Below are 14,117 nucleotides of genomic sequence, written 5' to 3' on the forward strand. Positions count from 1 at the left end.
AAAAAAAGAGTATAGTATTTTTAGTTAGTAAATTTTGAATATTTTTTGTTTTCAAAAATCAAATTCAACAATGAGGGGAATGAGCTATGCCAAATACAGTAAAAGATCACCTTATGAAAAAATTAGAAAATCATTTACGATCGACTGCCAGACAACTAGTAAAGTTTGATACGGAAGAGGAAGTACTACAATATTTGACAGCTTCGTTTCAAAGTGAGCTTTATTGTGATTTTGTAGGAGTTATCTTAAATCAAACAGGAAACTTTGTGACTAAAGCTTGGAGTGGAAACGTACCAGAACTGACCAACTATTTTCCCCTTGAACAAAAGTATTGCTCCAGCAGACTTCTCCGACAAAGCCTAACGAATGAAAACGCTGATCCTCCTGAAACCTGTAATTTATCTAGAGTACTTAAAGAGGCAAAAATAAAAACATGGTTTACTGTTCCTTTATATGAAAGCGATTCCAATTTAGGTTTTTGTATCATTGGATTCTTAAACTATGTTCCACTATTAGAAATGGAGGCACCTTTTGAAGAATTCGGTAAAGATATTGCTGTGGCAATGGAAATGGCTAGGGAAAAGAAATCACAGTTAAAAAAGATCGAAGGGATTGAATGGATTGGCAAAAACCTTTCTCTTAATGCTCCTATTGAAAAGCACATTGAAGAGTTAACATTAAGAGCTGGAAAAGGAACAAATGCTGATTTGGCTTGTATTTATTTATATGACGAAAAGGAAAATTGTTTTATATTCCAACCGCCTTCCTATGGAGAGAAACAACATCCTGATTCAATTATGATTAAAGATAATTATATGCTGAATAAATATTTTCCATTTCTCGAGAGGCCAGGAGGCACTCAACTAACCATCCCTTTAATCATAGAATTACGTACAATTGGAGTATTGCATATCGAGAACAATAAAGAAGATGTATTTACAGAAAATGACTTGAGACTATTAGAGCTATTGTCTAATCATGTAGCGACCATGTTAGAAAATGCACGACTATTTAACAGTGAGAAGGAGCATAAAAATCGCCTCCAATTTCTTTTAGATTTCCAACAAGCGCTTGTAAAAGAAACAATAGAAGTGGATGGTTTTGATGGCATTACCTCAATGCTTTCGAATCTATTTCAAAATCCAGTTATTTTATTTGACCGTTTTTTGCAGCCAATTTCAGTCCATATGAATAATAGAATCAATCAGGGTCAGCTTCTCGATCAACTTACCGAAATTGTACAAAGAGAAAAGGGAAAATTAAAAAGTCGAGACTACTTTTTAATTAAGGATTCAGGTGATCCCTCCGCCTTTTTTTCGTTCTTGATGGTACATGGGGGAGGAAGTTTACTAGGATATCTTGCCGTACGCAGATTGGGCCAAGAAATGGATGAGATTGATCGTTTAACAATTGAACTTGCTCGTAATATATATTCACTCCAATTTATTAAGCAAAAAATCATACTAGATGCAAAAGAACAGACAAAAGATAGTTTTATTAGTAAATTATTATCTAAACAAATAGAAGATAAAGAGGGAATTTTACAGTTTGCAAATGTTTTTCAATGGGACCTATTTCAAAGCCATCAACTATGCGTTTTGTCTATCATTTTGGATGAAGATGAAGTAAAAGGATCCAACCTTTTTGAACAACAGTCAAAAAGGAACCTTGTATGGGATTATATTAAATCACATTTACTAGAAAAAGATTATGCCATCATAACGGCAACCCATGAGGAGAAAAATGTGTTAATAATTCCATGTGAAAATGAAGGGACACAATCGAAAAAATTTTGGCAATTACTTTATACGAAGATCAACAAGTGGGTGGGGGAAACCAATATAAGGTGCAAAGTGTTTATGGGGATTGGAGGAATGACTAGTAACATACAAGACTACTTTTTAAGTTATCAGCAAGCCATTCAGGCACTAAATATTGTCAATAGCCGATTACGTCAAAAAGGTTATATGCTATTTGATGAACTTGGTTCATATGCGATCCTTCATCACTTGAACTACTCCATGGAAGTTGCCCTGTTTGTAAGTAATCAACTTGGACGGCTTCTATCTTATTCAGAAGGGAAAAATACCGATCTTTGCAATACTCTTCATACGTTTCTACAAAATAATGGGAATGTTAAAAATACAGCTGAAGAGCTTTATATACATAGAAGTTCTTTGCTATATCGCCTTGAAAGAATAGAATCTCTATTAGATGTTCAGTTAAGTGATGCAGAAGTGAGATTTAATTTAATGCTAGCTTTAAAACTTCATGATATGTACGGCCAAGAAATAGAGAGAAACGTCTTATTAAGATGAAAGTAGCAATCTAAAAATGGCCATTAATCTTTAATAAGATTAATGGCCATTTTTCTAATTACCTTTACTATAATAAGACGAAAAATCATAAGTATTTTCCTACATAGTGTAGGTACAAGGAAACAATCATTATTAGTTATAATGAATTTACAGAAATTATTAAAAATTCAAAAAAGGAGTTGCGACAATGACCACTCAAACAATCGGTGTTGTAGGAGCTGGATCCATGGGGACGGGTATTGCAAACCTAGCTGCAATTAATGGATTCAATGTTGTATTAAGAGATATTGAGGAGCGATTTTTAGAAAACGCTTTAAATCGAATGAGTAAGTTTATGGATAAAAGTGTTTCAAGAGGAAAATTAACAGAAGAACAGAAACAAGAAGCATTAAGTCGTATACAAACAACCACTCAATTAGAGGATTTGAGGGATGTTGATATCGTAATTGAAGCGGTTATCGAGGATTTAACATTAAAAAAGGAAGTATTCTCAAGTCTCGATCAAATTGTCCGTGAAGGCGTCATTATCGCGACAAACACATCCTCTATGTCAATCACTGAGATTGCTTCGGCAACGACTCGTCCTGAAAGAGTAGCAGGAATGCATTTTTTTAATCCTGCACAAATCATGAAGCTAGTAGAAGTGGTGCGTGGATATAAGACTAGTGATGAAACGGTAGAAGAATTGAAAGCGTTATCTATAAAGCTAGCAAAAGAACCAGTTGAAGTAAAAAAAGACTCACCAGGATTTATTGTTAATCGTATTATGCTTCCACAGTTTATCGAAGCGATCAAACTAGTTCAAGAGGGAGTGGCCTCTTATGAAGATATTGATAAAGCAGTGAAACTGGGATTAAATTACCCAATGGGCCCATTTGAGCTTCAAGATTTTGCTGGAGTAGATATTGGTTACCATGTAATGGAGTATTTTAAAAAAGAGTTTAATAACAACTTTTATGCACCGCCACTTCTTTTAAAGGAAATTATTCGAGCAGGTAGATATGGGAAGAAAACAGGTGCAGGATTTTACGATTATGAATAATGAACGGAGGAAAAGCGAATGAGTTATGAATTTTTACTATGTGAGATTAACAAAAATGTGGCTGTTGTTACAATTAACCGCCCACCTGTAAATCCCTTGAATACAAAAGTTTTTCAAGAATTAAATACTATATTTGGTGAGCTTGAGGCAAATGATGAGGTGCGGGCAATTATCCTTACTGGAAGTGGAGAAAAAGCATTTGTTGCAGGTGCTGATATCAATGAAATGGCTAACCTTGGCCTTGTTGGAATTAATAAGATGAACAAAATTTCAAGAACGGTTTTTTCAAAAGTTGAAAATTTAACAAAGCCTGTTATTGCAGCAATAAATGGTCTAGCTCTTGGTGGGGGATTAGAGCTAGCACTTGCTTGTGATTTACGGATTAGTTCAAGTAAAGCTAAGTTTGCATTCCCTGAAGTAGGACTTGGTATAATACCTGGCGGGGGCGGCACACAGCGTTTGCAAAAAATGGTTGGCCAAGGAGTAGCGAAGGAACTTCTTTACTTTGGGGAGATGTTTGATGCCTACCGTGCCTTAGAATTAAATATGGTTAACAAAGTAGTCCCACTTGAAGACTTACTTGATACAGCACAGGAATGGGCTCTAAAGTTAGCCCAAAAACCACCAGTGGCTCTACAAATGTTAAAATTAGCCGTTAATACTGGAGGGAACACGGATCTAGAATCTGGCTTAATTATTGAAAGTGCTTGTTTTGCAAACGCTTTCTCTACGGAGGATCGAAAGGAAGGGTTACAAGCATTTATAGAAAAGAGGAAACCAATTTTTGCAGGAAAGTAAGGAAAGTTTTTATCAAATGAAGTATTCATAAACAATATGGATACTTCATTAAATAAAAATGTCTTTTTCGAGGGGTGATGAAAAGAGTGGGAAAAGATCGAAATCTATTTACGGTATATGGAATTTTGGATTCTTCATCAAAAAATTATGGTGAAAATGAAGCATTATTTGATTTGAAAAGAGCAGTTACTTACTCACAGTTAAAAAGTGATGTTGATAAATTCGCAGTGGCTTTAACGAAACGAGATATAAATAAAGGGGACCGAGTTGCAGTATCGTTACCCAATTGGTACGAAACAGTTGTTATTTTTTTTGCCGTAGCAAAAATTGGTGCTATCCTTGTCCCGTTTAATCCTAAATATAAAGCTCATGAAGTGAACCATATACTAAAAAATTCTGAGCCAAAAGTAATTATTGTCTCTGAAGAATTTAACCATAATTTTGGGTTGAAAGAGGTACTGTTTTTAGTAGAAGAGGTTATTACCGTCCGTTTTTGTTGGGAAGGACTCTTACCCTTTCACGAAATCATGGACGAGGAATCTGTCTATCTGGACGAAGTACCAATAGATGTAGATCAGGACGTATTTTGCATTTTATATACCTCTGGTACGACGGGTGTTCCAAAAGGCGTCATGGTTACTCATCGTAGTGTTGTACAATCTGCTAATACAATGGGTGTGGAACTCTTTTTTTCCGAAAAAGATATACTAATTCTTCCTGCTCCTTTATTTCATATATTTGGTATGGCAGTTAATTTGTTTTGCGCTGCCTTCACAGGTTCTCGTATCGTGTTATTGGAGAAGTTCCAACCAACTGAAATGCTCCGTTTAATTGAACAGGAAAAAGTAACGATTTTAAATGGCGTACCTACCATGTTTATTAAACTACTAGAAGTGGAAAACTTCGATCACTATAATTTGTCTTCGCTACGAACTGGTGTTGTAGGAGCATCCCCGATTCCGCCATCAAAGGTGAAAGAAATTCGTTATCGTATGGGAATTAACCTTTGCCAATCATTTGGAATTACTGAGACGGTTACCGTTACAATGACTCCATACGATGATAACGAAAAGAATATTACAGAAACTTTAGGAAAGCCAATCCCTGGAGTAGAGTTAAAAATTGTTGATAGTAATCGTAACGCGTTGGCGCCTGGAGAAAAAGGGGAAATCGCGATTAAGAGTTTTGGCACAATGAAGGGATATTATAAAATGCCAGAGCATACAGCAGCAGTGATCGATCATGAGAATTGGTACTATACTGGTGACCTTGGCACTCTTAATGATCAAGGCTATTTAACATTTGTCGGTAGAAAAAAAGAAATGATTATTCGGGGTGGACTTAATATTTACCCACAAGAAATTGAGTCTGTACTCGCAAGGCATCCAAAAATAGTAGAGTCTGCTGTAGTAGGTTTGCCTGATGAGACCCTAGGAGAATTAGTGTGTGCGGTTGTTCAATTGAAAAGTGGCGAAGAGTGTACAGAGGAAGAAATCATCAATTATATAAAGAACTATATTGCCTTATATAAGGTCCCTCAAAAAGTAACTTTCACAAGTAAATTCCCGGTAACAGCAAGTGGAAAAATTCAAAAAATAAGGCTTCGCGAAGAAATAAGTAATAGTAATCCTACTATTCAAAGTTAAAGGAGGTAAGAAAAATGAAATCGGAATATCATTTTCAAGTACGTTGGGGAGATACGGACGCGGCAGGTATCGTTTATTATCCAAATTTCTTTAAATGGATGGATGAAGCAACACATGCTTTTTTTACAAAAATAGGTTATCCTTCTTCAAAGCTTTTTGCAGAACAGCAAATTGGGGTACCTCTGTTAGAGGCGAATTGTGCTTTCAATAGCCCCCTCGTGTTTGAAGACCATATTGTGGTACAAAGCTCCATAGAAGAGTTGCATAACAAAGTCTTTAAAATTAAGCATGTTTTTATAAAAGAAGGCCAAATCGTTGCCGAAGGTTATGGAGTCCGTGCATGGGCCTCTTTTGCTGGTAAACCAAAAGCCCAAACTATCCCAGACTATATTCGTGAAAAGATGGTATCTCAAGTCAAAGCAATGGAGGGATAGTTAAATGCTTATTGAAAAAAGACAAAATCATCCATTTTTATATACTGGTAGATTACTAGGGGACATTCTTACACCAGAGGATTTTCATGATGTACATCAAATGCTAGCAGATTTGGCAAGTAAATTTGTCATGAACGAGGTTTATCCAAAGTTGGGGAAAATTGAAAATCAGGAGTTTGAGGAAACCGTCTTATTAATGAAAAAAACTGGTGAACTAGGTCTTATACGTGCAGATATCCCTGAGGAGGATGGTGGTCTTGGATTAGGGAAGGTTAGTGCAACCATTATTTCTGAAAAGATGGCACTTGCCCGTTCGTTTGCTATTACTTTTGGAGGTCAAACAGGGATTGGAGCATTACCTATTGCTTATTTTGGAACGAATACCCAAAAAGATAAGTATCTTCCAGAAATTTTAAGTGGGGAAAAAATTGCTGCATATGCTTTGACAGAACCATCTTCAGGAACAGATGCAATGAGTGTAAAAACAATAGCCATCTTATCTCAGTGTGGAAATTATTATGTATTAAATGGGGAAAAACAATGGATTACAAATTCTGCGTTCGCTGATATTTTTATCGTGTATGCGAAAGTGGATGGGACACAGTTTACCGCCTTTATTGTTGAAAAGAGCTTTAAAGGTGTGTCTACAAGTGCAGAAGAAAAGAAGATGGGGCTTAAAGGGTCTTCTACTCGATCACTTATTTTAGAAAATGTACGGGTTCCTATTGAAAATGTTATTGGAGAAGTAGGCCGGGGACATAAAATTGCTTTTAATGTATTGAACATCGGCCGTCATAAGATTTCTGCAACATCACTCGGTACAGCTAAACGAGCTATTGAACTGGGAGTAAAATATGCCAACCAACGAATGCAATTTGGTCAGTGTCTTTCTGCGTTTAATCTAATTAAGAATAAAGTGGCTGATATGGTAATTAAAACGTATGTCAATGAAAGTGCTATCTATAGAACAGCGGGAATGATGGAAGAAGGCTTCGATTATATGAAAAAAACTGGGGCTGATTTTGCTACTACAATTGCACTTTATGCAGTAGAGTGTTCCATTAATAAAGTCATGTCTACAGAAGCACTAGATGAAATTGTTGATGAAGCGGTTCAGATTCACGGTGGTTACGGTTATATGAGAGAGTATGAAATTGAAACCCTGTATCGTGACTCTAGAATTAATCGAATCTTTGAGGGAACAAATGAAATTAATAGACTACTCATTGCCACCACTGTCTTTAAAAACCATGCAGATTTATCTGAAGGCGAAGAGTGGAAAAATGGGTTACTTCAACATGAAAGACAGATTCTTCAACTAATAAAAAAACTATTTCATGCTGCTATTCAGTCTATAAATAAGAATAGCCTTAGTAATTTTCAAATAGAGCAAGAAATTGCCGCATTACTTGCTGATATGGTTATTACTATTTACGCTATTGAAAGCGCTATTTTAAGAACTGAAAAATTAATCATGAGATTGGGTGAGGAAAAGAACAGACAGAAGCTTGATTGTACTAAAGTATACACTCATGAAGCTTCTCAACAGATTGCACTCAGGGCATTAAACATGATTAACCATTTTGGTGATGAAGAAATCTTTTCTCGATTTGCTAGTCGTTTGATCATGAGCAGTTCAGAAAATAATGTGTTAATCAAACGAAGAATTGCTGATGTTGTATTAGAGAAAGAACGTTATTATTGTTAATTTGATCGCTTTCATCTGAGCGTTTTATAAGGAGTGGTGAAACATGAGCAATATCGTTTTGGTGGATGGGGCACGAACGGCATTTACAGAAATTTCAGGTACCTTTAGAGGGATATCAGCTACCGATTTAGGGGTGGAAGCTGCACGAGGAGCGATTCTAAAAGCGAATATTAATCCTGAAGATATTAATCACGTCGTCTTCGCAAATGTTCAACAATCAAGTAAGGATGCACATATTTTAGCTCGTCATATTGGTTTAAAGGCTGGTCTACCTGTAGATGTTCCAGCTTTAACAATCAATCGCTTATGCGGTAGCGGTGTTGAAGCAATTATCACAGCAGCAAGGTATATTTTGACGAGTGAAGCAAAGGCTGTACTTGCTGGTGGAACAGAAAGTATGAGTAATGTTCCTCATGTTATTCCAGGGATGAGGTGGGGTAGTCCGCTTGGTGGACCTGCCATTGAAGACTGGGTATGGGACGGATTATACGATACCGTTGGTGACTGCACGATGGCTGATACAGCAGAAAATTTAGCCGAAAAATATGGCATTTCTCGTGAAGAGGCTGACATTCATGCACTTACCAGTCATGAACGGGCTCTAGCCGCAATCGAAAGGGGATATATGGCAGAGGAAATTGTTCCAGTTGAAGCAAAAGAAAGGAAAGCAAGTAAAATCGTTAATCAGGATGAACATGTCCGAAAAACCAGCCTGGAGAAGCTTGCGAAGTTAAAGCCTCGTTTTAGAGAGAATGGAATTGTTACGCCGGGAAATGCAAGTGGAATGGTCGATGGGGCAGCATCAGTTATTATCACTTCTAGTGGGTTTGCCGCTGAAAAAGGATTAAAGCCAATCGCAAGACTAGTATCGTGGGCAGTGGTCGGTGTTGACCCAAAATATATGGGGATTGGACCTGTTCCAGCGATTCAAAGCGCATTGCAAAAAGCAAACCTTACACTGAAGGATTTGGACTTAATCGAAATCAATGAAGCATTCTCGGCACAGTATCTTGCTTGTCAAAAAGAGCTGGGATTTGATCCTGAAATTGGAAACGTAAATGGTGGTGCGATTGCTCTAGGACACCCACTTGCCGCTAGTGGAACGAGAATTACTCTTGCTCTAGCTTATGAATTACAAAGACGTGGTGGAAAATATGGTGCATCTGCTGTTTGCATAGGTGGGGGACAAGGAATCGCCACGATTTGGGAGAGGTTATAAAAATATTTAATCTGAAAAGAAGTAAATGTAATCGCACGGTGAGCTTTCACTAGTGCGATTTTTTTATACATAGAAAAAGGAATCAAAAAGAGACAAAACGAGACATATGTCTCACTTTGTCTCTTTTTTATCTTTGATTTCATTTTGAAACCCCTAGTGTATTGCTTTTTATGTTGGCACAATTCTTGCAATAAAAATGGTGTAATGAATTTTTCCTAGGAGGTTGGAATAAATGAGAGCATTGGAAAGCAAAGATGTGGCTTTAACTAAGGAAAAAGCACAGTGGATGTATCAAAAGATGTTAGAGATTCGTAATTTTGAGGACAGTGTTCATGAGTTATTTGCACAAGGGATCTTGCCAGGTTTTGTTCACTTATATGCGGGAGAAGAAGCAGTAGCTGTAGGGGTATGTGCCCATTTAAATGATAAAGATAGCATTACAAGTACTCATCGTGGGCATGGACATTGTATTGCTAAAGGCTGCGATTTGAATGGTATGATGGCTGAAATTTATGGAAAGGTGACAGGATTATGTAGAGGTAAGGGCGGTTCTATGCATATTGCGGATCTTGATAAAGGGATGCTTGGTGCTAATGGAATTGTTGGTGGCGGATTTCCACTCGCTTGTGGATCGGCTCTCACGGCTAAGTATAAAAAGACTAATAATGTAAGCGTTTGCTTCTTTGGGGATGGTGCTCAAAACCACGGGACTTTCCATGAAGGCATTAATCTAGCTGCAATATGGAAGCTTCCTGTTGTGTTTGTTGCTGAAAATAATGGCTATGCAGAAGCCACTCCTTTTTCCTATGCATCCAGCTGTAAATCGATTGTTGATCGTGCGAGTGCCTATAACATTCCTGGTATTAAAGTCGATGGGAAGGATGTTCTTGCCGTTTACCAAGCTGCTGAAGAAGCAGTTCAAAGAGCAAGACGTGGGGAAGGTCCTACTCTTATTGAGTGCGTAACGTATCGTAATTACGGTCACTTCGAAGGGGATGCTCAAAAATACAAAACAGAACAAGAAAGGCTAGAGCATAAAACGGAAAAAGACGCAATCTTACTTTTTAGAAATCATATTGCAAGCGAACAGATTTTAACGGAAAAGGAATTAGTTGAGTTAGAAGAATCGGTTGAAGAAGCTGTAAAACAAGCGGTGAAGTTTAGTGAGGATAGTCCATATCCTAACGCCTCTGATTTATTAACCGATGTGTATGTGTCTTATTAATAACTATGATCCATATAAAAGGAGGAATCAATCATGACAAGAAAATTGAGTATGTCAGCTGCAATCAATGAGGCTATGAAACTAGCGATGAGAAAAGATGAAAATGTCATTTTAATGGGGGAGGATGTTGCTGGAGGAGCGCAAGTTGACCATCTGCAGGATGAGGATGCATGGGGCGGTGTACTAGGAGTAACAAAAGGACTTGTACAGGAATTTGGTCGTGATCGAATTTTAGATACTCCAATTTCAGAAGCTGGTTATATGGGGGCAGCAATGGCAGCAGCATCCACAGGACTCCGACCAATTGCGGAGCTTATGTTTAATGATTTTATCGGAAGTTGTTTAGATGAAGTATTAAATCAGGGAGCAAAGTTCCGTTATATGTTTGGTGGGAAAGCACAGGTGCCCGTTACGATTCGGACGATGCATGGAGCAGGTTTTAGAGCTGCAGCCCAGCATTCTCAAAGTTTGTATGCGCTGTTTACTGCGATTCCAGGCGTGAAAGTGGTTGTTCCATCTACTCCATATGAAGCGAAGGGGTTATTGCTTGCTTCTATAGAAGATAACGACCCGGTCATCTTTTTTGAAGATAAGACACTATATAACATGACAGGTGATGTTCCAGAAGGATATTATACGCTTCCATTAGGAAAAGCAGATATCAAACGCGAAGGTTCTGATGTGACGATCGTTGCAATCGGAAAGCAGGTGCATACCGCATTAGAAGCTGCAGCCACACTTGCAGCAAGTGGAATCGAAGTGGAAGTCGTAGATCCTCGAAGTCTTTCACCATTGGACGAAGAAACGATTCTTTCGTCGGTAGCAAAAACGAATCGACTTATCGTTATTGATGAAGCAAATCCAAGATGTAGTATTGCAACAGATATCGCAGCGCTTGTGGCAGATAAAGGGTTTGATACCCTTGATGCACCTATTAAGCGGATCACTGCACCACATACTCCAGTACCATTCTCGCCTCCATTAGAGGACATTTATTTACCGAAGCCAGAACGTGTGGTTAAAGTGGTGTCTGAATTGTTAGGTACACCAATTGAAGTATAGATAGAGAGCTGGAAGGAGAGGAAATCATGGCGGTAGAAGTAGTAATGCCCAAACTGGGAATGGCTATGAAAGAAGGGACTGTTTCCGTATGGAACAAAACAGTAGGTGATAGGGTCGGAAAAGGTGAACCGATTGCCAGTGTAAGCTCCGAAAAAATTGAAATTGATGTTGAATCCCCAGCAGAAGGAACCGTATTGCAAATTGCGGTTCCTGAAGGTGAAGGAGTTCCTCCAGGTACAGTTATTTGTTATATCGGAAATCCAGGAGAAAATATAGGTTCTGTCACGAAAATACTAGAAACAGAAGGTGAAAATGAAGCTTCTGCTTCTGTGCAGCTGGAACAAACGGAGCCTAAAAAACTAGCGAGAACAGCTCGCGATCGTATTAAAATATCTCCAGTTGCTAGAAAAATGGCTGAGGCTGGTGGATTAGACATTGAAAGCATTCAAGGAACAGGGCCAGGAGGCAGAATTACCAAGGAAGATGTACAAGAAGCATTAAAACAGGCACGGTCGCCACAAGTTGACGAGGTAACTAAGCCTGCACATACTTCAGTTGAATCGCTAGAAGAAAGTCAACAAATTCCTGTTACCGGTATTCGAAAAGTGATTGCGGAAAGAATGTATGACAGTCTCCAAACATCTGCTCAGCTGACCATTAACATGAAAGTGGATGTATCAAATTTAATTGCCTTGCAAAAGCAAACAATGGAAACTGTTCAAACTCATTTTGACAATAAGTTAACCGTTACCGATTTTATCGCAAGAGCTGTAGTTCTTTCGTTAAAACAGCATGAGCAAATGAATAGTGCTTATATTGAAAACACTATCCATTTATACAAACAGGTTCATCTTGGAATGGCTGTGGCCCTTGAAAGAGGATTAGTCGTTCCTGTAATCCGAAATGCTGATCAATCAACTCTTATTGACCTTTCTAGAAGTATTAAAGCACTAGCCAAAAAGGCGAGAGAAGGGCAGCTTAGTCAAGATGAAATGCAGGGTTCCACGTTTACTATTAGTAATCTAGGTGCTTATGGAGTCGCTCATTTTACGCCTGTATTGAATCCACCGGAAGCTGGAATCCTTGGTGTAGGTGCTGTGTATGATACCCCTGAATTTGTTGGCGAGACTATCGAGAAAAGAAGTATCTTACCACTTAGCTTAACGTTCGATCACCGTGTACTCGATGGAGTTCCGGCTGCTGCCTTTTTACAAACGGTGAAAAAGTTTTTAGAAGATCCTATCACGATGCTTTTTTAGAAAGAAGGGGATTCTTTTGAATGGAATTATGATTATTGGGGGTGGACCTGCTGGTTATGTGGCTGCGATTACGGCAGCCCAGCAGGGACATGAAGTAACTCTTATTGACCAAGGGCCCTTAGGGGGGACTTGTTTAAATGAAGGATGCATGCCAACGAAGACTCTTCTCGAAAGCGCAGAGGTATTTAATCAGGTCCAGCATGCAATTGAATTTGGCATACGACTCCCACTGGACGAAATAGAGGTTGATTGGCAAAGTATTCAGCAACGGAAAAAACAAATTGTTTCCACTCTTGTTCAGGGGATTCATTATTTAATGAGAAAAAACAAAGTGAAAGTGATCAATGGAAAAGCTACCTGTTTAACCAGCCAAGTGGTTCGGGTAGAATCGGAAGGGATACAAAAAGAAGTTTCTGCCGACAAACTCATCATTGCAACAGGTTCAGAACCAGTTGCTTTACCTTTTGCTCCTTTTGACGGTCAGTGGATCATGAATAGTAGTCACGCTCTGTCAATTAAGGAGACTCCTGAATCTATGGTGATTATTGGTGGAGGAGTGATAGGCTGTGAGTTTGCTAGTGTGTATAGTAGATTGGGTACGAAGGTGACTATAATCGAGATGTCTTGCCAGCTATTACCGGGTGAGGATGAAGATGTGGCGGCCATCTTACATAAACAGCTAGAAGACGATGGTGTCACCATTCAAACATCAACAGCGGTTAAGGATTTACAAAAAGAAAATAAGAAAGTAGTTTATGAAAACGAAGAAGGGTCTAAAGAGCTACATGCAGACCTTGTGCTTGTTTCAATAGGTCGGAAACCGAGAGTACAAAATCTAGGCCTAGAGCATATCGGGCTTGATTTTTCCAATAAAGGAATCTTCGTGAATGATTGCATGGAAACGAATATTTCAAACATCTATGCCTGTGGAGACGTGATTGGTGGGATTCAACTGGCACATGTCGCTTTCCACGAAGGAAAGGTAGCAGCATTACAAGCTTGCGGAGAGGAAGCTCAAGTCCATTATCGCGCTGTCCCTCGCTGTATTTACACTTCACCAGAAATCGCTAGTGTAGGGTTAACGGAAAAGCAAGCAAGAGAACAATACGGTGACATCCGAATAGGTGAGTTTCCTTTTGCTGCGAATGGAAAGGCACTCATTTCAGGTAAGCAGCTTGGAAAAGTAAAAGTATTAATTGAACCGGAGTTCGGGGAAATCATTGGGGTAACCATTGTGGGAGCGCATGCGACAGAACTCATTGGTCAAGCGACGGTTATGCTTCATGCTGAAATGACAACGGATTTATTAGAAAGCTTCATTGCTGCACATCCCACGCTTTCAGAGGCGGTCCATGAAGCGTTGTTAAATGCCATAGGTCATGCGGTACATGTTTAAAATAATAGGA

The 14,117-nt window shown here is 38.6% G+C and carries 11 protein-coding genes; all 11 read left to right on the forward strand.

What is annotated here, in order from left to right:
* Nucleotides 1-86 precede the first annotated feature (86 nt).
* The 11 genes from ACVBAX_RS06510 (at nt 87) to lpdA (ending at nt 14,107) form a co-directional block, all read left to right on the forward strand.
* Nucleotides 87-2,318 (forward strand): helix-turn-helix domain-containing protein, encoded by a 2,232-nt coding sequence (locus tag ACVBAX_RS06510; protein ID WP_447116318.1) that lies wholly within the window; start codon nt 87-89, stop codon nt 2,316-2,318.
* A gap of 187 nt (nt 2,319-2,505) precedes the next feature.
* On the forward strand, nt 2,506-3,360 hold the full coding sequence (locus ACVBAX_RS06515) for a 3-hydroxyacyl-CoA dehydrogenase family protein (protein WP_447116319.1): 855 nt from the start codon (nt 2,506-2,508) through the stop codon (nt 3,358-3,360).
* An 18-nt stretch (nt 3,361-3,378) separates the two neighbouring features.
* On the forward strand, nt 3,379-4,158 hold the full coding sequence (locus tag ACVBAX_RS06520) for an enoyl-CoA hydratase-related protein (RefSeq protein ID WP_160545488.1): 780 nt from the start codon (nt 3,379-3,381) through the stop codon (nt 4,156-4,158).
* A gap of 77 nt (nt 4,159-4,235) precedes the next feature.
* A complete protein-coding gene (locus ACVBAX_RS06525) occupies nt 4,236-5,804 on the forward strand; it encodes a class I adenylate-forming enzyme family protein (protein WP_447116320.1) in 1,569 nt (522 codons plus the stop codon).
* 14 nt (nt 5,805-5,818) lie between these two features.
* Nucleotides 5,819-6,238 (forward strand): acyl-CoA thioesterase, encoded by a 420-nt coding sequence (locus tag ACVBAX_RS06530; protein ID WP_447116321.1) that lies wholly within the window; start codon nt 5,819-5,821, stop codon nt 6,236-6,238.
* Nucleotides 6,239-6,242: 4 nt separating this feature from the next.
* The gene (locus tag ACVBAX_RS06535; protein ID WP_447116322.1) at nt 6,243-7,946 is read left to right on the forward strand and encodes an acyl-CoA dehydrogenase family protein; all 1,704 of its coding nucleotides are present in this window, start codon (nt 6,243-6,245) and stop codon (nt 7,944-7,946) included.
* A gap of 43 nt (nt 7,947-7,989) precedes the next feature.
* Complete coding sequence (locus ACVBAX_RS06540; RefSeq protein WP_447116323.1) at nt 7,990-9,165, forward strand: acetyl-CoA C-acetyltransferase; 1,176 nt, start codon at nt 7,990-7,992, stop codon at nt 9,163-9,165.
* Between the two features lie 232 nt (nt 9,166-9,397).
* On the forward strand, nt 9,398-10,390 hold the full coding sequence (locus ACVBAX_RS06545; RefSeq protein ID WP_447116324.1) for a thiamine pyrophosphate-dependent dehydrogenase E1 component subunit alpha: 993 nt from the start codon (nt 9,398-9,400) through the stop codon (nt 10,388-10,390).
* 33 nt (nt 10,391-10,423) lie between these two features.
* Nucleotides 10,424-11,452: an alpha-ketoacid dehydrogenase subunit beta gene (locus ACVBAX_RS06550; protein ID WP_447116325.1), complete on the forward strand. Its 1,029-nt coding sequence runs from the start codon at nt 10,424-10,426 to the stop codon at nt 11,450-11,452.
* A 26-nt stretch (nt 11,453-11,478) separates the two neighbouring features.
* Complete coding sequence (locus ACVBAX_RS06555; RefSeq protein WP_447116326.1) at nt 11,479-12,711, forward strand: dihydrolipoamide acetyltransferase family protein; 1,233 nt, start codon at nt 11,479-11,481, stop codon at nt 12,709-12,711.
* Nucleotides 12,712-12,727: 16 nt separating this feature from the next.
* Nucleotides 12,728-14,107, forward strand: coding sequence for a dihydrolipoyl dehydrogenase (lpdA, locus tag ACVBAX_RS06560; protein ID WP_447116327.1), 1,380 nt, complete (start codon nt 12,728-12,730; stop codon nt 14,105-14,107).
* The last annotated feature ends 10 nt before the right edge of the window (nt 14,108-14,117 follow it).

The sequence above is a fragment of the Robertmurraya sp. GLU-23 genome (genome assembly GCF_052983275.1).